Below are 19,560 nucleotides of genomic sequence, written 5' to 3' on the forward strand. Positions count from 1 at the left end.
CTGGCACGATGGTGGCCATGAAGGTCATCGGGTTGCTGGGCGGGATGAGCTGGGAATCGTCGGCCGAGTACTACCGGCTGGTGAACGAGCGCGTCCGTGAGCTGCGCGGCGGGTACCACTCCGCGCGCACCGTGCTGTACTCCGTGGACTTCGCCGAAATCGAGGCGATGCAGGCCGACGCCCGTTGGGATGAAGCCGGACGGGAACTGAACCGCGCCGCACGCGCTCTCGAAGCCGCCGGAGCGGATTTCGTCGTCCTCTGCACCAACACGATGCACAAGGTCGCCGACCGGCTCACCGACGGTCTGGGCGTCCCGCTCCTGCATCTCGCCGACACCACTGCCGTCGCCATCAAGGCCGCAGGCATCAAGCGCGTCGGGCTGCTGGGCACCGGTTTCACCATGGCCCAGCCGTTCTACCGCGAACGCCTCGCCGCGCACGGCCTCGACGTGCTCGTGCCGGACGAGGACGACCGCGAGACGGTGCACCGGGTCATCTACGACGAACTCGTCCACGGCGTGGTCACCGAGGAATCCCGTGAGCGGTACCGCGAGGTCATCGCGAGGCTCGTGGAAGCGGGCGCGGAAGGCGTGATCTACGGCTGCACGGAGATCGAACTGCTCGTCGGTCCGGAAGACAGCACGGTGCCCACCTTCCCCACGACGAGGCTGCACGCCGAAGCGGCCGTGGACTACGCGCTGGGCAAGGCCTCACTCCCTCCCGCGGTGTGACGTTCGTGCTGGGCGACGGCCTGTCGCCACAGCCTGTCCTGTTCTTCACCGGTGAATCCGCCCCGAGGCACGCCGAAGACGTCCTCGATGGCCGTCCACCACTCGGCCGGTGTATCCAGCACGGTCTTACCGCCCGGCAGACCGGTCAAGGTCAGCGCGCGCAGCGAGTCCACGCCGTCGGCGTCGCGCCGCTGCAGCACCAGCGTGCGGACGAAGCCGGAATCCTCCGCCGTCGACAGCTCGACGTGTTTCTCGGCGAAGTCGGCCATCACGGCCGTCTCCGGCGCGAAATCCATCCCGACGAAACTGCCCTGCGGGTCGTGGTCGAACCGCCAGCCGCCGGGCGTGATCTCCGAGGGCCGGATCCGGAACACCAGCGGACCCTGTTTGTACTCGCCCTCACGCAGCGGGAGCGGCTCGTGGATGCCGTCCCCGAGACCTACGTCGACCAGCCAGCCGACTTCGGGCGTCTCCGGCAGCCCGGTCACCTTCAGGGCCAGGTGGTTGAGGTGGATGCCCGCCTCCCCGCCGGGCATCTGCGCTCCGCTCGGATGCCGGGTGACCTGGTAACCGAGCGCCCGCAGCAGGGCCGAGAACGCGCCGTTGAGGTGATAGCAGTAACCGCCGCGGCCTGCGGCGATCCGGCCGAACGACACCGCCGGGTCCAGCGAGGTCACCCGGCCGAGCTGGACTTCGAAATCTTCGTACGGCACGCGTTCCACATGGGCCGCGTGCAGGCGGAAAAGGGCGTCGAGGCTCGGCGGCTCGTGCTCGAGGCCGAGTCGCGCGAGGTAGGCGGGCACGTCGACGTGCTCGGAAGAAGGGAACCCCATGTGATCGACCGTAGCGGGCACCACCGACAAATCAGGGTTCTCACGGAGGCGATCCCGCCGATCCGCGCCGTAGCCTGGGGAGGTGACCACATTGCCTCCCCAGCCGGTCCCGGCGAGCGAGTCGTCCGGTACGGATCCGGCCAAACGCGTCCTGCCGCCGAACCCGAGGGCCGCCGCGATCGTGGCGCTCGCCTTCACCGCGCTGCTCTACCTGGTCGAGCTGGTCGACGTCGTGCTGCCCCTCGACCTCGATCAGAGCGGGGGCATCGTCGCCCGTGAGGTCTCCGATCTCGACGGCGTGCTCTGGGCGCCGCTGCTGCACGCGGGCTGGGGGCACCTGTTCTCCAACACCGTCCCGGTGCTGGTGTTCGCCTTCCTCGCGATGTCCGCGGGTATCGGCCGGTGGGTGCTGGTCACCGCGATCATCTGGGTGCTCTCCGGCCTCGGCGTCTGGCTGATCGCGCCGAGCGGCACGGTGACCGTCGGAGCGTCCGGCGTCGCGTTCGGCTGGCTCGCGTTCCTGCTGGTCAGGGGCATTTTCAACCGCGCCGTCGGGCAGATCCTGGTGGCCGTGGTGCTGCTGGGCATCTGGAGCGGGATGCTCTGGGGACTGCTTCCTGGTGACACGGGCATCTCCTGGCAGGGGCACCTGTTCGGCGCGCTTTCCGGGGTGTTCGCGGCCTGGTTGATGGCGCGGGCCGACAGGTCCCAGGCCAAGAAAGCGGCGGGCCCCGGTAGCCTCGCCGTGTGACCAAGCCGAGCGCCGACGCCCCGATCGGCGTCTTCGATTCCGGAGTGGGCGGGCTCACCGTCGCCAGGGCGATCCTGGAGCAGCTGCCCGGTGAGCAGCTGCGCTACGTCGGCGACACCGCCCGCAACCCGTACGGTCCGCTTCCCATCGCGACGGCACGCCAGTACGCGCTGGAAGCGCTGGACGACATCGTCGAAGGCGGGGTGAAGGCGCTGGTCATCGCCTGCAACACCGCCTCGGCCGCCTGCCTTCGCGACGCGAGGGAGCGCTACGACGTCCCCGTGATCGAGGTCGTCCTCCCGGCCGCGCGCCGGGCCGTGTCCGCCACGCGTTCCGGGCGTATCGGCGTGATCGGCACCGAGGGCACCGTCCGGTCCCGCGCCTACGACGACGCCTTCAACGCCGCGCAGGACGTCGAGATCACCAGCGTCGCGTGCCCGCGGTTCGTGGACTTCGTCGAACGCGGGATCACCACCGGCCGTCAGGTGCTCGGGCTCGCGCAGGGCTATCTGGAACCACTGCTGGACGCGCAGGTCGACACGCTGGTCATGGGCTGCACGCACTACCCGTTGCTCTCCGGGGTGCTGCAGATCGTCATGGGCCAGGACGTCACGCTGGTGTCCAGCGCCGAGGAGACCGCGCGTGACCTCGTGCGCGTCCTCACCGAGGCCGATCTCCTCGCCGAGCGCGACACCCCGCCGCGGCACGAGTTCGTCGCCACCGGATCCGCCGAGCCGTTCACCAGACTCGCTCAGCGGTTCATGGGCTTCGCTCCGGGTGTGCTGGCTCCCACCAGCGCGTAAATCGCCGATTCCGTGCTTAAGGTGTCACAGTGCGTCTCACGATCCTCGGCTGCTCAGGCAGCATCCCCGGGCCCGACGCCGCCGCGTCCGGCTATCTGCTCGAGGCGGACGGGTTCGTCCTGGGGCTCGAACTCGGCAACGGGACGCTCGCCAGGCTGCAGGCCCTGCGCGACCCGTTCGACCTGGACGCGTTGATCCTTTCGCATCTCCACCCCGATCATTGCGCGGACGTCAGCGCGCTCACCGTGCTGCGCCGCTACCACCCGGCGCTGCCGTATCCGGCGAGGCCGCGACGGCTCCCGGTGTACGGGCCGTCGGACGTGCACGAGCGGCTCGCCCACGCGTACGCCGCGAACGAGGACGAGCGGGCGACCACCGATCTTTCCGATGTCTTCGCCTTCGAGGCACTGCGGTCGGAGCCCATGGAGATCGGGCCGTTCGAGGTCACGGCGGTCCCCGTCGACCATCCGACCCCGGCGTTCGGCCTGCGGTTCGCGTACGGCGGCAAGACCCTCGCGTACACCGGGGACACGGGCGTCTGCGACACCCTGACCGATCTCGCCTGCGGCGTCGACGTCCTGCTGTCCGAAGCGTCGTGGACCGACTCGCCCGACCGGCCCGCCGGGGTCCATCTGTCCGGCAAGGAGGCGGGCGAGCTGGGACGCAAGGCCGGGGTGGGGCGGCTGCTGCTCACCCACGTCGCGCCCTGGACCGACCGGGACGCCGTCCTCGCCGAGGCGGCCGTCGCGTTCCCCGCGGCCGAGCTGGTCGAGCAGGGCGCCGTCTACGACCTCTGACGCGGGGTTCTAGAGTGGCGGCCGTGGCGAGAAAAGACGGCAGGAACGACGACCAGCTTCGCGACATCAAGATCACCCGCGGTTTTCAGCGGTGGCCGGCGGGATCGGTGTTGATCGAATTCGGCGACACCCGGGTGCTGTGCGCGGCGAGCGTCACCGAAGGCGTCCCCCGCTGGCGGGCCGGTTCCGGCCTCGGCTGGGTCACCGCCGAGTACGCGATGCTGCCGTCGGCGACCAACACCCGCAGCGACCGCGAATCCATCAAGGGCCGCGTCGGCGGCCGCACGCACGAGATCTCCCGGCTGATCGGCCGGTCCCTGCGCGCCTGCATCGACCTGGCGGCGTTGGGGGAGAACACGATCGTCATCGACTGCGACGTCATCCAGGCCGACGGCGGTACCCGCACGGCCGCGGTGACCGGCGGCTACGTCGCCCTCGCCGACGCCGTCACCTGGCTCGGCGCGGCGGGCCGCCTCGCCGACCCGCAGCCGCTTTCGTCTTCGGTGGCCGCGGTGAGCGTGGGCGTCGTCGACGGCCGGGTGCGCCTCGACCTGCCCTACGAAGAGGACTCGCGCGCGGAGGTCGACATGAACGTCGTCGCCACCGACGCGGGCACCCTGATCGAGGTGCAGGGCACCGGCGAGGGTGCGACCTTCGCACGGTCCACTTTGGACACCATGCTGGACGTGGCGCTGGCGGGCTGCGAGGAACTGACCCGTCTGCAGACCGAAGCGCTCGCGTTGCCGTACCCCGGCGAACTCCCCGAGCCGCGCCCCGACAAGAAGAAGGGCGCCAAGTGACCAAGCTGCTCCTCGCCACCCGCAACGCGAAGAAGCTCGGCGAGCTTCGGCGCATCCTGGTGTCAGAGGGGATCGAGGGCGTCGAGGTCATCGGCCTCGCCGACGTCCCCGAGTTCCCCGAAGCACCCGAAACCGCTCCGGACTTCGAAGGCAACGCGCTCGCGAAGGCCCAGGACGCTGCCGCCGCGACCGGTCTCCCGGCCATCGCCGACGATTCGGGTATCACCGTCGATGCGCTCAACGGCATGCCGGGCGTGCTCTCGGCGCGCTGGTCGGGCAAGCACGGCGACGACGACGCGAACCTGGATCTCGTGCTGGCACAGCTGTCCGACACACCTGACGAGCGGATGGGCGCGGCCTTCGTCTGCGCGGCCGCGCTGGTCGTCCCCGGCGGCGACGAAACCGTGGTGCGCGGGGAATGGCGAGGCTCGCTGATCCGGGAACGCCGCGGTGCCAACGGATTCGGCTACGACCCGATCTTCGTGCCCGAAGGGGGGACGCGGACCTCGGCGGAGCTGGATCCGTCCGAAAAGGACGAAGCTTCGCACCGGGGGAAGGCGCTGCGGGCGTTGGTGGGAGAGCTGCGGAAGCTGGCCGGTTGAGTTGGTCGTGAGTGGCGTTTCGGTTTAGAACCCGAAACGCCACTCACGAGGCTCACGCGAGCGAGAGGTCCCGCAGCAGCTTCGCGACGTGCCCGGTCGCCCGCACGTTGTACTGTGCCACGGCGATCTTGCCCTCGGGGTCGACGACGAACGTCGAACGGATGACGCCCTCGTAGACCCTGCCGTAGTTCTTCTTCTCGCCGAAGGCGCTGTACGCCTTCAGGGCCGTCTTCTCCGTGTCGGAGAGCAGCGGGAACGTCAGCCCTTCCGCCTCGACGAACTTCGCCAGCTTCGCGGGCTTGTCGGGCGAGATGCCGAGCACCTGGTAGCCGGCGTCGTTGAGCTGCGCGAGGCTGTCCCGGAAGTCGCAGGCCTGCTTCGTGCAGCCCGGCGTGCCGGCGTTCGGGTAGAAGTACACGACGACCGACTTGCCGCGGAAGTCGCTGAGCTTGACGTCGTTGCCCTCGCTGTCGGGGAGGGTGAAGTCGGGCGCTTTGTCGCCGGGGGAAAGTCGCTGCTCGGTCATGACGCACACGGTAGCGAAACCGGCGGCGTCAGACCTTTCCGCAGTACTTCGCGGCGACGGGTTCCGACGGGCTCGGCCGCACCTGCAGGCGCAGCTTCACCGGCCTGTCCGGAACGGCGAACGCCAGGTTCAGGTGGACCGACCGGCCGGGCGCCACGTCCTTGCCGGCGTCCGCGACGCCGTTGTAGCCCTGCACCGGGTCGACGACCTGTTTGACCGCCGCGGTCTCCCCGTCGACCTCACCGGTCACGGACAATCCGGAGAGCCGGTACGTGCCGTCGCCCGCGTTCGTCACCTCGATGCCGAAGGCCACCGCGCGCGGGCTCTGCGGATACGCCGACGCGCTGGGGCGGAACGACTTCGGCGCGGAAACGGAGATCGTGACGCCGGTCGCGAACCGGTGCGGGGCGCCGAACGCCAGGTCGCCTTCCGCGTGCGTCGCGGCCAAACCCTGCGCGGGGGCGTCCGCGCCGAGCACGGCGGCACCTTTTTCCGGTGCCGGGACCCCGCACGCAGCCGCCAGCATCAGCGAGCAGGCGGCGATGAAGAGCTTCGGGGTGCGCGGGGGCGCCATGTGCGGTTACTCCAGTCGGAGGTGCGGGTGGGCCGTTCGAGGTAGGTATTAGTGCCGAAGAGTCCAGAGTGACGGTCTTCCGCAGCCGAGAGGAGCGGCACGGCCGGGTTGAGGCGCACCTGGTGTACAGCCGTGGCCGATCCGTGATCGGAAGGGTACGGCTAGTGACAGCCGTCACCTCGATGGCACATCCGCGACGGGTCAGACGGCGAAGGCGAAGAACAGGATGAAGATCGCCAGACCGGACACCCAGGCCACGATCAGCCAGCCGAAATCGCGCATCGGATCGACCGCCCGGCTCTCTTCGCCCGGGACGTAGACGCCGCGCTCTTCGAACCAGTCCGCCCACCGGGTCAGCCAGCGAAAGGGGCTTCGAGACGCCATGGTGGTCACAGTACGGGCATGGGTGAGCCGCGTCAGCCACGGAGGGGCCGCCCGAAAGGGCGAATCGGGCGAACCAGTTATCGCCCACTAGGCCCTTTTGTCCAACTGGTTCACCCGTCAGGCTGTAACGATGGCGCTGGGAATAGATATCTACAGTCGCTTTCAATCCGTTACCAATTGGCAGGCCGTCAAGGATCACGGCGTGACGTTCGTCTTCGTCAAGCTCAGTGACGGCGGAGGCCTCCCGAACGGCGGCCGCAACACCGGCGACGCGTTGGTGGCAGGGGCGAGATCCGTGGGAATCCCGGTGGGGGGATATCACTACGCCCAGGCGAGTCCTTCGCCGGAGGCGCAGGCGGACGTGCTGATCGGGGAGGTCCGGCGACTCGGGGCGACCGGATGTGTCCCGATGCTCGACCTCGAGGACAACCCGCCGGGTTCGGGTACGCCGAACATCCCCGACTCGCGCAAGCGGGACTTCTCGATCAGATTCTGCAACCGCGTGGCCGGACACGGCTTCCGGCCGGGCATCTACATGAACAACTCGCTCGCCAAGATGCTGCGTCCCGATCAGTTCGGCGTACGGGATCTCGTCATTTGGATCGCGCGCTACGGCGCGAAACCCGATCCGGCCGCCGGCCGCTACGACGTCCACCAGTATTCGGACGCCGGCCAGATCCCCGGTATCCGCGCGAGCGGTGTCGATCTCAACGAGTCCTACACGAACGCCCACTTGACCGGCGGCGGCGCCGCCCCGAAGCGGAAGGCGACGACAGAACTCATGGAACGCAGGACCATTCCGGCCAGTCCCTCGACCACCTCCGTGCGGCTGTTCCTCTCCGGCAGCGAGACGGCCGCGATCATCGTCCGCCCGCGTGTCGACGGGGACGGCATCACCGACGCGCCCGTATGGCAGGGCAACATCTACGCCTGGGGCAGCGACAAGGTCGGCGTCGGCGGTAATCCCTTGCAGACGCCCGGATTCAACCCGAAGACGGTTTCGCACCGGCGGTACCACCTGCCGGGCGCGGTGTGGGCCGACTTCGAATACAGCTCGAACATGGAGTTCGAGATCGACATCGTCGGCTGAGGCCGGAGTACGCGGCTGTGCGCCCGATGTGGCATTGGGGACGTCGGGTGTCCCCAATGCCACATCGGGCGCGCGGTTCAGTGGTGATCCCTCACCGGGCCGCGTCCCGGACGGCGTCCACGATGAACTGGTATCCCGTGCACCGGCACAGATTCCCCGAGATCGCCTGCCGGATCTCGGCGTCCGTCGGGTCCGGGTTCTCCTTCAGCAGTTCGGTCGCCGTCGCCAGCATCCCCGGCGTGCAGAAGCCGCACTGCAGCCCGTGGTGCTTCCGGAACGACTCCTGCAGCGGATGCAGTTCGCCGTCCGACGCCAGCCCCTCGACCGTGACGATCTCCGACCCGTCCACCTGCACCGCCAGCAGGCAGCACGCACGCGCGCTCGCCCCGTCGAGGGTGATCGTGCACGAGCCGCAGACGCCGTGTTCGCAGCCGACGTGCACCCCGGTGAAACCCAGGTCATGGCGCAGGAAATCGGCCAGCGTCCGCCGTGGTTCGCAGTCCGCGCGGTAGGTCCGGCCATTCACCGTCAGGGTGACCGTGATCATGCGCCCTCCTTGGCCCGTGCGAGCGCACGCCGGGTGAGCACCGCGGCCATCTCGCGCCGGTAATCGGCCGGCGCGTGGAGGTCGCCGGGCGGATCGGTCGCCGCGGCGGCTAGTTCCGCGGCGAGGGCGATCGCGTCGCCGGTCATGGGGCCGCCGGTGAGCGACGCTTCGGCGGCGGTGGCCCGGATCGGCGTCGGACCCGCGCCCGCGACGGCGATCCGCGCGGATTCGCAGACCTCACCGGTCATCGTCACGGTCGCGAAGACGGCGACCAGCGCGAGATCGCGACTCCGCCTGCTCAGCTCTTCGACGGCCCAGCCGCCTCGATGCGACGGCACCGAAATCCGCGTCAGCAGTTCGCCCCGGCCCAACGCCGTCCGATGCGGGCCGAGGAAGAAGTCCCGTGCCGCGACGGTCCGTTCGCCGGAAGCGCTGCGGACGGTGAAATCGGCGTCGAGCGCGACCATCACCGCGGGCAGTTCCGCGGCCGGATCGGCGTGCGCGAGACTGCCGCCGATCGTGCCCCGGTTCCGGATGGCCACGTGCCCCACGTGGCCGAGCGCCTCGGCGAGCAGGGGGATTTCGGACCGGACGACGGCGGACGTCTCGACCGCGCGGTGCCGGGTGAGCGCGCCGATCTCCAGTCGTCCGTTCTCCTTGCGCAGGAAGGAAAGTTCGTCGAGCCGGTTGATGTCGACCACCAGCGACGGGCGCGCTTGACGCAGGTTCAGCAACGGCACGAGGCTTTGCCCACCTGCCAGCGCTCGTGCGTCCGGGGTGCCCAGGGCTTCGATGGCCTCGTCGAGCGACGTAGCCCGCAAGTACTCGAACGGCGCGGCCTTCACCGGGCCGCTCCCCGCTTCAGCGCGGCCAGCAGCCGCGGCGGCGTGATCGGCAGCGAGGTGATGTCCACGTCGTGTTCGCGCAGCGCGTCCTCGACGGCGTGCGCGATCGCCGCGCCGCCGCCGATCACGCCCGCTTCCCCCATTCCCTTGAACCCACCGGGAACGTGCTCGGTGGGAGTCGTCATATGCGCCACGGAGAACGGCGGGATCTCGGTCGCGGTCGGCAGCAGATACCCGGCGAACGACGTGGTCTCCAACCGGCCGTCGGCGCCGTAGACCAGTTCCTCGTACAGCGCCCCGCCGATCGCCTGCGCCGCGCCGCCGTGCAGCTGCCCGTCCACGATCGTCGGATTGATGACGGTGCCGCAGTCGTGCGCGATCAGGTAGTCCAACAGCGTCACGACGCCGGTTTCCTTGTCGACTTCGGCGAGGACGGCGGTGCAGCCGAACGAGGTCGCGACGTTGACCGGGTCGTAGACCTCGCGTTCCTCCAGTGTCGGCGTCTCGTCCTCGGGCCAGACGCCGTTCAGCCGCCGGTACGCCGCGTCGCCGATCGCGGCGAGGGTGACCTGCCTGCCGGGTACGCCTTTCACCGCGACGACACCGTCCTGAATGGACAGATCGTCGGGGGATGCCTCCAGGATGTGCCCGGCCACTCGCAGGATCTTCGCCCGCAGCCGGGTCGATGCGTTCAGCACGGCCGCGCCGCCGACGGCCGCCCCTCGACTCGCCGCCGTGCCGTAGCCGGTGTACGGACAGCTTTGGGTGTCCCCGGAGAGCACGGTGACGTGGTCGAGCGGGACGCCGAGCGTATGCGCGGCCACCTGCGCCAGCGTCGTGTGGATGCCCTGCCCGATCGCGGACAGTCCGGTGTGGACGGTCACGTGGCCGGTCGAGTCGACCCGCACGACCTCCTCGTCGAACCCGGAATGCCCCAACCCGGCGAGGTTGATGATCCGGCTCGGCCCGAACCCGGTCAGTTCGTTGTGGAACGCGTACCCGATGCCGACACCATCTCCGCGACGTTCCGCCCAGCCCGCGTCCTCGACGGCCTTCAGGCAAAGATCGAGGCAGTCCTCGTAGCGGCCGCTGTCGTAGACGAACACCGGGCCCTGATACGGGAACGCCTCCGGTGGGATGAAGTTCTTGCGCCGCACGGCGTGCGCGTCCATGCCGAGCCGTTTCGCCAGCTGCTCCACCAGATGTTCGTGCACGAAGTTCGCCTTCGGCAGCCCGTAACCGCGGAACGATCCGTACGGCGACCGGTTCGTCATCACGGCGACGAGGGTGAGTTCCGCGTTCGGGATGGCGTACGGCCCGGTCAGCAGGGCGGTCGTCGTCCAGCACGGGCTGGCGCCGACGGTCCCGAGCACGCCGCCGAGGACGCCGTACACGGTGGCGCGCAGGCCGGTGATCGTGCCGTCGTCCTTGGCCGCGAGTTCGACGTCGATCTTCTGCTCGCGCGAGTGCGCGTTCGCGACGAAGCTCTCTGCTCGGTCCTCGATGAGCTTGACCGGTTTCCCGGTGCGTCGCGAGAGGATCGCCGCGACGACTTCCTCGGCGTAGAAGTCGAACTTGTTCCCGAAGCCGCCGCCGACGTCGGGCGTGCGCACGCGGATCCGGTCCATCGAGAGCCCGAAGACCTCGCCGAACAGTTCACGCGCGAGGTTGGGCGCCTGGGTGGCGAGCCAGACGTCGAGCCGGTCGGTGAACGGGTCCCAGGTCGCCACCACACCCCGCGTTTCGATCGGCGTGCCCATCTGACGGGCGAACCGGAACGACTCGGTGAGCACGACGTCGGCTTCGGCGAACGCGGTGGCCACGTCACCCATCGGGATGGTGCCGGTGCCGGCGATGTTGTCCGGCCAGTCCTCGTAGAGCTTCGGGGCGTCGTCCGCCAGCGCCTGTTCGAGCGTGCCGGCGGCGGGGAGCTCCTCGTACTCGACCTCGATCAGCTCCAGCGCGTCCTCGGCGGTCGCCCGGTCCTTCGCCGCGACGGCCGCGACGCCTTGGCCGTGGTAGCGCACCTTTCCGATGGCCAGGGCGTGGGTTTCGGGCGTCCGCATATCCGGCAGATTCGACCAGATCACCGGTTGGGGTGTCTTCGTGATCGCCCGGACGTCCTCGCCGGTGATCACGGCGTACACGCCGGGATGGGCTTCCGCCGCGGTCGTGTCGACGCGCAGGATCCGCGCGTGCGGCAGGGGACTGCGCAGAACGGCGGCCTCCAGCATCCCCGGCAGCCGTACGTCGTCGATGTACTGCGCCCGCCCGGTCAGCAGGCGGACGTCCTCCTGCCGGGTCACGCTCGCACCGATCAGCCCCATGGCCTCACTTTTCCGTACCGAGGGCCCCTCGCGCATCGTGCACACGGGTCACGCGTCACCACCGCCGACGGCCGGTTCCGAAGCCTGGGCGACGATCTCGTGCAACGCGGCCACGTGACCGCGGTAGGCCTCTCGTCCGGCACTGGTCAGCAGGAGCCAGACGCGTTGACGCGTGTCGCGAACGGCCTTGTCCTGCCTGACGTAACCGGCGTCCATCAACACACCGACGTGTTTGCTGAGCACCGAAGCGCTGACGCCGAGCCGCTCCTGGACCACGCCGAACTCGGCGCGTTCCACGGAGTCGAGCAGGGCGCAGATCTTCAGTCTGTTCGGGGCGTGGATGATCAGGTCGAAGCCGTCCTCGCTCACCGGGAGCGCGCCTCGCGTCGCATGATCGCGCCCAGCACCAAGACGAGACAGGCGAGCAGGCCGGACCCGGCGAACCAGACCCAGACCTGGTCCATGACCTTGGCCACCACCATCGCGCCGATCATCACCAGCGCGGCGACGGCGAGCACCGGCCAGACGCGCCGGATCGGGACGGCGCTCAGCCGGGGCACGACGCCCGACTGCCGGATGAACGTCCCGATCGTGATCCCGAACAGCGCGGCCCAGACCGCGAGCCCGCCGAGGCCCAGTGCCGCGCCCGCCGCCGTCGACGGGGTGAGCTGGATGAGCGGCACGATGGCCAGCAACGCGGCCAGGGCGAGGAAGTACCACCACGGCGGTGGGACACGCGCCAGCGAGGCCTGTGCCTCTTCGATGTCCCGCAACGCGCTATTGGCTTCTTCAGGCGTCGGCCGCTTTGTTTCCATGTTGGAAACTTTACACTTTCCAACATGGAAAGTCAGGGGAAGTCGGTCATGGCCTCCCGATCGGACACCGGGAGCCACTGCCGCACCGGATCGAAGGGCCGGTACGCGGAGCGGACGTGCTCGATCAGCAGCGGCAGCGTGGGATGCCGGTTGTCGTGCCGCCACAGCAGCGAGAACGGGTACACCGGTGTCGGGTCGACGAGCGGGATCTGGACGACGTCCGGATGCCAGGGCACGTGCATCTTCGCGCCGACGAAGCCCAGCCGGTCCTTCGACTCGCCGATCACCTCGATGTGGTGTTCCAGTCCGTAGTTCGGGCCGTCGGTGTCGACCAGGATGCCGAACGCCGGGCAGAGTTCCGCCCAGAACTCCGCCCATTCGCTGGCACGCGCGTTGTAGGGCATCCAGGCGGTCAGGCCTTCGAGTTCCGCCATCGCCACCTTTCGCCGCCGTGCGAGCGGATGCCGCCGCCCGACCAGCAGGTTCGCCGGTTCCAGATAGGCGGGTGTGCGGCCGATCCCCGGGGACGGCGCCGTGCTGACGCGGGCGAACGCGGCGTCGACGGACTCCGGCAGTAGCGCCCGGCGCACCGCGCCCAACCCTGGCGTGACGAGTTCCAGTTCGTCGTCGTGGTCGGCATGGAAGGCGCGGATGACCTCCATGGTCGCCAGCCGCGTGCCGAGGACGTCGACGCGCAGGGGACGTCGCCTGCCCTGAAGACGCTCGACGGCTTGGTCGGCGAGGCTGATGAGCGCCCGGGCGTGCTTGAGGAACTCCTCGCCGTCTTCGGTCGGTTCGGCGCCTCCGCGCGTTCGCGACAGCAGCCGCACGCCGAGATCGCTCTCGAGCTTCGCGACGCGTTTGGAGACCGCCTGCTGGCTCATGTCCAGCCGGATCGCGGCCTCGCTGAAGTACCGGTCCTCGGCCACCGCGACGAACGCGCGCACCGCGCCGAGATCGAGTTCCCTTCCCGGCATCACGCCGCGCGCCGCTGCATCCTGAGCTGCCCGATCTCCGACACGTTCTTCATCAGTTCTGCGTTCACCCACGCGACGGTATGGGCGAAGGTCAGCCCGGCTTCCTCGCCGAACGGGTACGCGGAGGGCGCGTCGAAGTCGGTGTCGGTCAAGCGGTCCAGCCATTCCTGGCGAAGGCCGCCAAGCCAGGCGATGGCGGTTTCCGCGCCGGGCCAGGCGATTTCCGTGCGCTCGCGCGGAGTTCGCCCGTTCGCGTGGTCCAGCGCCACGCTCCACCACCAGCCGATATGCCAGGTGAGCCAGGCGATCGTGGGGACCGGGACGGGGTCGGGTTCGGTGTCGGCCCAGTCGGGCGTGCCGTCCGGCCGTATCGTCCAGCAGTGGGACGTGGGCTCCCAGAAGAAGTCCTCCGACGTCAGGTCGGCGAGGTGATACTCGAACAAGGACCAGGTCAGATCGAACTGCCAGCGGGACAGTTCCGAACGCGATGCGGGCACCCGCCGGATCCTCGCTTCGGGGCACGGCGGCCGCAACCGGTTTACGGTGCGGGCATGAGTCCCTATGTCGCGCAGCGGAACGGCCGGACGGCGACCGCCGAAGACTTGGCGCCACTCGCCTTCGCCGGCTTCGCCCACTTCACGGCCATGCAGGTGCGTGATGGCCGGGTCCGCGGTCTCGACCTGCATCTGGATCGGCTCCGGACCGCTTCGCTGGAGCTGTTCGGCGACGCCCTGCCGGACGACCGGATCCGCTCGTACGTGCGCGAGGCGCTGAAGTCCGGACCCGCCGACGTTTCTCTCACCGTGACGATCCACCTGCCGGGTGACCTCGAAGTCCTGGTGCGCACCCGGCCCCCGGCTTCGGGTCCGGCCGGTCCGCTGGTGCTGACGGCCGTCGGCCACGAGCGCGTCCTGCCCGCCCTCAAACACACCGGTGAGATGGCGAAGACCTACTTCCGGCGGCGGGCCGTCGCCGAAGGATGCGACGACGCGGCGTTCGTCGATCGCCGGGGCAGGCTGAGCGAGGCGACGATCTGGAACCTCGCCTTCTCCGATGGCGATACGGTGGTGTGGCCCGACGCCGATCTGCTGCAGGGGACCACGATGGGCATCGTCCGGCGACGGCTGGCAGCACTCGGTGTGCCGCAACGGGTCCAGGAGGTCACGCTCGCCGACCTGCCGGGGCTCGCGGGCGCGGTGGTCATGAACTCGTGGACGCCGGGGATCGCGGTGCACCGGATCGGCCCGGCGCCACTGCCGGAAGCGCCGTCGTTCGTCGAGGCGCTGCACCGGGCCTACGAAACAGAACCCCTTGTGCGACCTTGAAAGGAAAGCGCCGACACCGTTAGTCGGTTGACCGCGCTGCCACAGTGGTCAGTCGTGACCACCCATGACAAGGACAGACAGGAATTCCTCCGGCTGGCCGGTCTCGCGACGCCGATGGCATTGCGCGTCGCCGTGACACTGGGACTGCCGGACCGGTTGTCCGGCGACGGCGCGGCCGCCATGGACCTGGCGGCGGAACTCGGCCAATCCCCGCTCGCGCTCGACCTGCTGCTGGGGCATCTGACCACGCTCGGCGTCCTCGAACGGACGTCGACCGGCTACCGCACCACCGAGTACGGGGCGAAACTCCGCGCCGACGCGGGCAACGGTCTCGCCGGGCTGCTGGACATCAACGCCGCCGGCGGACGGGGCGAACTGGCGTTCGTCGAACTCGCCTACAGCATCGCAACCGGCGAGGCGGGCTACGTCCGCCGCTACGGCCAGGACTTCTGGACCGATCTCGCCGAGAATCCTCATCTCCGGGAGACGTTCGACCGGCAGATGACCCAGCGGTACCTGACGCAGGTGCCGCGGTTCGTCTCCGGGTTCGACTGGTCGCGCTTCGGCACGCTCGTCGACGTCGGCGGGGGTCACGGCAGCCTGCTCGCCGCGATCTTGAAGGCCAACCCCTCGATGCGCGGTCACCTGGTCGATCTCGCGCCCACCGCGGCCGCCGCCGAAATGGAACTGCGCGAGCAAGGGCTCGGAGACCGGGTCGAGGTGAGCGCGGGCAGCTTCTTCGACCCGCTTCCGGCCGGGGCGGACGCCTACCTGCTGTCCGACATCCTCCACGACTGGGACGACGAGCACGCCCATCGCATCCTGGCCCGCTGTGCCGAGGCGGCCGGTGCCGGAAGCCGGGTCCTCGTCATCGAGGCGGTCGGCGGGCTCGGGGCCCAGACCGAGTGGGACCTGGTCATGCTCGTGCTCTACGGCGGCCGCGAGCGACGTCTCGACGAGCTTCGCGAGCTCGCCGCCGCGCACGGCCTGGTCTTCGACTCCGTCACCACCCTGACCGAGCAGCGCAGTCTGCTGGAGTTCCATCGCCAAGATATTCCTTGACAAGAATATTCTGCTGAGTGAATACTTCTCGGTATGGAGCAGATCGCAGCAGCACTGGGAGACGGAGCGAGGTGGCGCCTCGTCGAGCTTCTCGCCGAGCGGCCCCGGTCCGTCGGTGAGCTCGCCGAGCTGACCGGCCTGCGGCAACCGCAGACCACCAAGCACCTGCAGACCCTCGCCCGCGTCGGGCTCGTGACGGTGTTCCCGCTCGGGCAGCGTCGCGTCTACGCGGTCGAAGCGGGCCCGCTGAAGGACCTCGAAGGGCGGCTGCGGACGCTGAGCACGACCATCGAGGCGAACGCGGGTGAGCGCGACGTCCTCACGCGCTATCAGGCCGCGATCGGCGCGGACACCGAGGCCGCGAAGCAGGACCGGTGGGCGGACGGGCGGGCGTTCTCGTTCGACCGTCTGCTCGCCGCGTCGCGGAACGACGTCTGGCGGCACTGGACGGAGCCCGCGCTGCTCGCGTCCTGGTGGGCGCCGCCCTCGATGACCGTGACCGACTGCGTCATCGAGCCGTGGACCGGTGGCCGTGCCGTGCTCGACTACCGCGACGCGGAAGGGCGCTACCGGTCTGCGGGGGAGGTCCGCGCCGCGACCGAACCCGAACATCTCGAATTCGACCTCTCGGTGCTGGACCCCAAGGGGGACACCTTCTTCACCGGTCATTACGACCTGCACTTCACCGAGGCGCCGGGCGGGACCCGGCTCCGGCTCGACCTGCGCATCACCGAAACCACCGTCGAGGCCGTCCCCTTCATCGCCGGCATCGAAACCGGCTGGGGCCAGGTGCTCGACAACCTCGCGACAACACTGACCCAGGAAAAGGACTGAACGACATGACGAACCACACCGCCCGCCGCGTCACCGCCAACATCAGCCTCACCCTCGACGGCCACTACAGCGGCCCTGGCGGCCCCGGCGACATGGGCGCGATCGTCTCGTACGCCACCACCGACGTCGCCCGCGCCCACCTCGGCCGTATCCACGAGACGGCGACCACCGCGGTGCTCGGCAGGCTGAACGCCGAGGGCTTCCTGGGCTTCTGGCCGACCATCGCCGCCGACGAGAACGCCGACCCCCGCGACCGCGCGTACGCGAAGTGGCTGGTGGATGCCGAAAAGGTGGTCTTCTCGACCACGCTGACCGAAGCGCCCTGGGACCGCGCCCGCGTCGTGAACGCCCCTGCCGCCGAGGTCATCGCCGACCTCAAGGCGGACGGGGAAGGCGACATCCTGGTCAACAGCAGCGCCAGCGTCATCAAGGCCCTGCTCGCGGACGACCTGATCGACCGGCTGTACCTGATGATCTGCCCGGAGATCACCGGCGGCGGGCAGCGGCTGTTCGTCGACGGCCTGCCGGCTTCGAAGTGGGCGCTGGCTTATCAGGAGGTCGGGGAGCTGGGGGAGATGGCGCTGGTCTACGACCGGGTGCGCTGAGTCACTTGGGTCTCGTGAGTGGTCAGGACGGTTAGCCTGTTGCCGAGAAACGGCGACACGTCCGAACTTCAGAAGCGGCCGCCGCTCATTCCGATGCCCGCGTCGAGTTCGAGAATCAGGCTCACGTGGCCGCGCGTGGTCCGATGTGACGCTTCGACCTCGCAGACTGATCTAGCTCGCGCCCATGTCCTGAAGGCCCCCTTTGAGACGTTCAACGTCTCAAAGGGGGCCTTCAGGACATGGGCACGCTCCGGGGGAGCGCCGCTCACGTGTCCCCAATGTCGCATAGGGGACGCTGAGCGTCTCAAATGCGACATTGGGAACCTTGCTGCACCCGGCCCAGTCCCGACGTGTCGCGAAAGCACTTTCGGGACATCGGCACCCGTCTGGCCGCGGTTGTCCACAGCCCTTCACTGTTGTGGATAACCCGACCCCGCCAGCGCTTTCCCGGCGGGTCCCGCCTTCAACCCCCGATAGGCTGGACTCGGGGCCGCCCCCCTGGGACGGGTGGGGGCTGCGTAGGTGAGTTAAGAGCGGAGGGTTCGGCGACTTCGGCCTGACTTTCGCGCGGTCCGGTCGTCGAGCAGGTTGGGTGGGCCCGGAGAGACTCGAACTCTCACTGGCACGGACCTAAACCGTGTGCCTCTGCCAATTGGGCTACGGGCCCCCAGTACTGCCCCGAAATCGTAGCGTGCGACACGTTCGGCGTTTCTCGGCGTGGCCGATGCCACGGCGTGGGGTGGCGTCCTCTAACGTGGGCTACCAGCAAGTCCGTCGCGGCGAGGAGGACACGTGGCTCGCGATCCCGAGACCATCGAGCGTGAGATCGAGCAGGCCAGGAACGCGCTGGTCGCCACGCTCGACCAGCTGGGCACGAAGGCGAACCCCGCGAAGCTGGTGGATTCCGCGAAGACCGGTCTGCGCGCGAAGCTGGACGAGCCCAAGGTGAAGTACCCGCTCATCGGCGGGGCCGTGCTGATCGGCGTCCTGCTGATCCGCAAACTCCTGAAGTAGGTCTCAGGAGGTCTGGGCCGCCTTGGCGGGTGTCTTGGCAGGCTCGGACTTCTCCTTGGACTTCGCCTCGTCGACGGCCTTCGGGAGTTCCTTGCCCTGGGGTACCGGAGGCTTGCCGCCGGTCTTCTCCTTGGCCTTGCCGTTCGCCGGCGGGGGAACCTCGAGCGGTTCGATCTCCGGGAGCGTCAGCCTCGCCGTCATGTAGGCGGCGGTGAACTCGAGCGCGCTGCCGTTCAGCAGGTGCACCACGGTCGAATGTTCCGGCGGGGACAGTTTCTCGACCAGCTGGTCGGCCCGGTCCCGTGCCGCGATGATGCCCGGCGCGCGACCGGTCAGTTCCTTACCGGAGCCGCTGACCGTGACCTTCCAGTCGTCGTCCTCTTGGACGTACGACGCGGTGATCGGTTCGGTCATCCGCCTCACCCCTCTCCTCGCGAGCATGCGTCACTCAATGGACTTCGTCACGCCGCCGTCATGACGCCACTTTCGGGTGGTGGCGCCCCCTCCTGACGGAGGCCGCGACTGTCCATCAGACTTTCTACAGTGTCATCGATACAGTAGGACAACTCTGTGTCACAAGACACTGGCGGCAATGTGCTCTGAGTGACGACCGAATGGCCTAATGCACGAGCATCTTCACGGTCGTTTCAGCGGGCCCTCGCCGACAGGCCTGACCAGAGGATGTCCATCGCGTATCCGGTCGCCGTTTCGGGGCTGACGTCCTCGTGTCGTTCGCACCAGATCGCGAGGCGTTCGCACGCCCCGACGACGAACTCCGCGGACGCCTCGGCGCGGAGGTCGTCGGCCTGGTCGAGGTGGTCGCTCATCAGCGCGGCGATCAGGTCGGTCTGCTGGCGGCGGGTCTGCTCGATCTCGTCGGCGGCGCCGGTCCCGATCAGCGCCATCTCGTGGCGGAGCAGTGACCAGGCCTGTCGCCGTTCCCGGATGAAGACGAAGAACGCGAGCAGTCCGCGCCGCAGCGCGTCCTCGGCCGACGTCGCGCCGACGGTCGCCCGTTCGGTGACTTCGCGCAGGGCCGCCCGCGACTGCTGGATGCAGGCGAGCAGGAGTCCCTCTTTCGAGTTGAAGTACTCGTAGAGCATCGGCTTGGAGACCCCGACGCGTTCCGCGATGTCGTCCATCGACGCCGCGCTGTAGCCGCGATCGGCGAAGACTTCTTCAGCGATCTCGATCATTTGCCGCATCCGCTCTGCTCGTGGCATGCGTTTGCGCTTCGCCGTCGTCATCACAACACTCTACCGAAGGTAACCTACTTCGAGTAAGGTGAACTCCCGGTAACAGGTAATGCGAACGAGAG

25 protein-coding genes and 1 tRNA gene are annotated in these 19,560 nt (G+C 69.0%); 12 read left to right on the forward strand and 14 right to left on the reverse strand.

Annotated features, from left to right (window positions below; all coding sequences use genetic code 11):
* Positions 1–17 precede the first annotated feature (17 nt).
* Entirely contained in the window at positions 18–731 is a 714-nt protein-coding gene (locus AJAP_RS06465) for an aspartate/glutamate racemase family protein (protein ID WP_038509015.1), read from the forward strand.
* Here AJAP_RS06465 and AJAP_RS06470 read toward each other — a convergent pair.
* Positions 692–1,564: an arylamine N-acetyltransferase family protein gene (locus tag AJAP_RS06470; protein ID WP_038509016.1), complete on the reverse strand. Its 873-nt coding sequence runs from the start codon at positions 1,562–1,564 to the stop codon at positions 692–694. The genes AJAP_RS06465 and AJAP_RS06470 overlap by 40 nt on opposite strands.
* A gap of 82 nt (positions 1,565–1,646) precedes the next feature.
* Between AJAP_RS06470 and AJAP_RS06475 the strand changes: the two genes are divergently transcribed.
* From AJAP_RS06475 to rdgB, 5 genes are read left to right on the forward strand one after another with little or no spacing between them, the layout of a single operon-like run.
* A complete protein-coding gene (locus AJAP_RS06475; RefSeq protein ID WP_038509017.1) occupies positions 1,647–2,315 on the forward strand; it encodes a rhomboid family intramembrane serine protease in 669 nt (222 codons plus the stop codon).
* Positions 2,312–3,118 (forward strand): glutamate racemase, encoded by an 807-nt coding sequence (gene murI / locus AJAP_RS06480; RefSeq protein ID WP_007028257.1) that lies wholly within the window; start codon positions 2,312–2,314, stop codon positions 3,116–3,118. Before AJAP_RS06475 ends, murI begins: the two co-directional genes overlap by 4 nt.
* A 29-nt stretch (positions 3,119–3,147) precedes the next feature.
* Positions 3,148–3,915 (forward strand): MBL fold metallo-hydrolase, encoded by a 768-nt coding sequence (locus tag AJAP_RS06485; RefSeq protein WP_038509018.1) that lies wholly within the window; start codon positions 3,148–3,150, stop codon positions 3,913–3,915.
* A gap of 23 nt (positions 3,916–3,938) precedes the next feature.
* Complete coding sequence (gene rph / locus AJAP_RS06490; protein WP_037342521.1) at positions 3,939–4,715, forward strand: ribonuclease PH; 777 nt, start codon at positions 3,939–3,941, stop codon at positions 4,713–4,715.
* On the forward strand, positions 4,712–5,317 hold the full coding sequence (gene rdgB, locus AJAP_RS06495) for an RdgB/HAM1 family non-canonical purine NTP pyrophosphatase (protein ID WP_038509019.1): 606 nt from the start codon (positions 4,712–4,714) through the stop codon (positions 5,315–5,317). The genes rph and rdgB overlap by 4 nt, the downstream gene beginning before the upstream one ends.
* Positions 5,318–5,369: 52 nt before the next feature.
* Here rdgB and bcp read toward each other — a convergent pair whose 3' ends face one another.
* The 3 genes from bcp to AJAP_RS06510 form a co-directional block, all read right to left on the reverse strand.
* Positions 5,370–5,843, reverse strand: a complete 474-nt coding sequence (bcp, locus tag AJAP_RS06500; protein ID WP_038522498.1) for a thioredoxin-dependent thiol peroxidase — start codon at positions 5,841–5,843, stop codon at positions 5,370–5,372.
* A gap of 28 nt (positions 5,844–5,871) precedes the next feature.
* A complete protein-coding gene (locus tag AJAP_RS06505) occupies positions 5,872–6,417 on the reverse strand; it encodes a hypothetical protein (RefSeq protein WP_038509020.1) in 546 nt (181 codons plus the stop codon).
* 201 nt (positions 6,418–6,618) lie between these two features.
* Positions 6,619–6,801 carry a hypothetical protein gene (locus AJAP_RS06510; RefSeq protein ID WP_007028251.1) on the reverse strand — a complete coding sequence of 61 codons (183 nt, stop codon included), beginning with the start codon at positions 6,799–6,801 and terminating at the stop codon, positions 6,619–6,621.
* 130 nt (positions 6,802–6,931) lie between these two features.
* Between AJAP_RS06510 and AJAP_RS06515 the strand changes: the two genes are divergently transcribed.
* On the forward strand, positions 6,932–7,891 hold the full coding sequence (locus AJAP_RS06515) for a glycoside hydrolase family 25 protein (protein ID WP_228694873.1): 960 nt from the start codon (positions 6,932–6,934) through the stop codon (positions 7,889–7,891).
* A 91-nt stretch (positions 7,892–7,982) separates the two neighbouring features.
* Here AJAP_RS06515 and AJAP_RS06520 read toward each other — a convergent pair whose 3' ends face one another.
* From AJAP_RS06520 to AJAP_RS06550, 7 genes are read right to left on the reverse strand one after another with little or no spacing between them, the layout of a single operon-like run.
* A complete protein-coding gene (locus tag AJAP_RS06520; protein WP_038509022.1) occupies positions 7,983–8,438 on the reverse strand; it encodes a (2Fe-2S)-binding protein in 456 nt (151 codons plus the stop codon).
* On the reverse strand, positions 8,435–9,283 hold the full coding sequence (locus AJAP_RS06525; RefSeq protein ID WP_038509023.1) for an FAD binding domain-containing protein: 849 nt from the start codon (positions 9,281–9,283) through the stop codon (positions 8,435–8,437). The genes AJAP_RS06520 and AJAP_RS06525 overlap by 4 nt, the downstream gene beginning before the upstream one ends.
* Entirely contained in the window at positions 9,280–11,610 is a 2,331-nt protein-coding gene (locus AJAP_RS06530) for a xanthine dehydrogenase family protein molybdopterin-binding subunit (RefSeq protein ID WP_038509024.1), read from the reverse strand. The genes AJAP_RS06525 and AJAP_RS06530 overlap by 4 nt, the downstream gene beginning before the upstream one ends.
* Before the next feature lie 48 nt (positions 11,611–11,658).
* On the reverse strand, positions 11,659–11,979 hold the full coding sequence (locus tag AJAP_RS06535) for a transcriptional regulator (protein ID WP_038509025.1): 321 nt from the start codon (positions 11,977–11,979) through the stop codon (positions 11,659–11,661).
* Positions 11,976–12,425, reverse strand: coding sequence for a hypothetical protein (locus tag AJAP_RS06540; protein ID WP_148311457.1), 450 nt, complete (start codon positions 12,423–12,425; stop codon positions 11,976–11,978). Before AJAP_RS06540 ends, AJAP_RS06535 begins: the two co-directional genes overlap by 4 nt.
* Positions 12,426–12,457: 32 nt before the next feature.
* On the reverse strand, positions 12,458–13,402 hold the full coding sequence (locus AJAP_RS06545; RefSeq protein WP_038509027.1) for a LysR family transcriptional regulator: 945 nt from the start codon (positions 13,400–13,402) through the stop codon (positions 12,458–12,460).
* Positions 13,402–13,899: a DinB family protein gene (locus tag AJAP_RS06550; protein WP_038509028.1), complete on the reverse strand. Its 498-nt coding sequence runs from the start codon at positions 13,897–13,899 to the stop codon at positions 13,402–13,404. The genes AJAP_RS06545 and AJAP_RS06550 overlap by 1 nt, the downstream gene beginning before the upstream one ends.
* Before the next feature lie 54 nt (positions 13,900–13,953).
* Between AJAP_RS06550 and AJAP_RS06555 the strand changes: the two genes are divergently transcribed.
* The 4 genes from AJAP_RS06555 to AJAP_RS06570 are packed head-to-tail and all read left to right on the forward strand — an operon-like array spanning position 13,954 to position 17,228.
* Positions 13,954–14,727, forward strand: a complete 774-nt coding sequence (locus AJAP_RS06555; RefSeq protein WP_038509029.1) for an aminotransferase class IV family protein — start codon at positions 13,954–13,956, stop codon at positions 14,725–14,727.
* A gap of 54 nt (positions 14,728–14,781) precedes the next feature.
* Positions 14,782–15,789 (forward strand): methyltransferase, encoded by a 1,008-nt coding sequence (locus AJAP_RS06560; protein ID WP_038522501.1) that lies wholly within the window; start codon positions 14,782–14,784, stop codon positions 15,787–15,789.
* A gap of 33 nt (positions 15,790–15,822) precedes the next feature.
* The gene (locus tag AJAP_RS06565; protein ID WP_038509030.1) at positions 15,823–16,623 is read left to right on the forward strand and encodes a metalloregulator ArsR/SmtB family transcription factor; all 801 of its coding nucleotides are present in this window, start codon (positions 15,823–15,825) and stop codon (positions 16,621–16,623) included.
* 5 nt (positions 16,624–16,628) lie between these two features.
* Positions 16,629–17,228 (forward strand): dihydrofolate reductase family protein, encoded by a 600-nt coding sequence (locus tag AJAP_RS06570; protein WP_038509031.1) that lies wholly within the window; start codon positions 16,629–16,631, stop codon positions 17,226–17,228.
* Between the two features lie 593 nt (positions 17,229–17,821).
* Here the strand turns inward: AJAP_RS06570 and AJAP_RS06575 are convergent.
* Positions 17,822–17,895 (reverse strand) — tRNA-Leu (locus AJAP_RS06575).
* Between the two features lie 125 nt (positions 17,896–18,020).
* On the opposite strand from AJAP_RS06575, the gene AJAP_RS06580 reads away from it, so the two are divergent.
* Positions 18,021–18,242, forward strand: coding sequence for a DUF3618 domain-containing protein (locus AJAP_RS06580; protein WP_005165704.1), 222 nt, complete (start codon positions 18,021–18,023; stop codon positions 18,240–18,242).
* A gap of 3 nt (positions 18,243–18,245) precedes the next feature.
* Here the strand turns inward: AJAP_RS06580 and AJAP_RS06585 are convergent, their stop codons facing one another.
* The gene (locus tag AJAP_RS06585) at positions 18,246–18,656 is read right to left on the reverse strand and encodes a hypothetical protein (RefSeq protein WP_174492001.1); all 411 of its coding nucleotides are present in this window, start codon (positions 18,654–18,656) and stop codon (positions 18,246–18,248) included.
* Positions 18,657–18,889: 233 nt separating this feature from the next.
* The gene (locus AJAP_RS06590) at positions 18,890–19,489 is read right to left on the reverse strand and encodes a TetR/AcrR family transcriptional regulator (RefSeq protein WP_038509033.1); all 600 of its coding nucleotides are present in this window, start codon (positions 19,487–19,489) and stop codon (positions 18,890–18,892) included.
* Positions 19,490–19,560: the final 71 nt, after the last annotated feature.

The organism is Amycolatopsis japonica (assembly GCF_000732925.1).
In the GTDB taxonomy this organism is placed as follows: Bacteria; Actinomycetota; Actinomycetes; order Mycobacteriales; family Pseudonocardiaceae; genus Amycolatopsis; species Amycolatopsis japonica.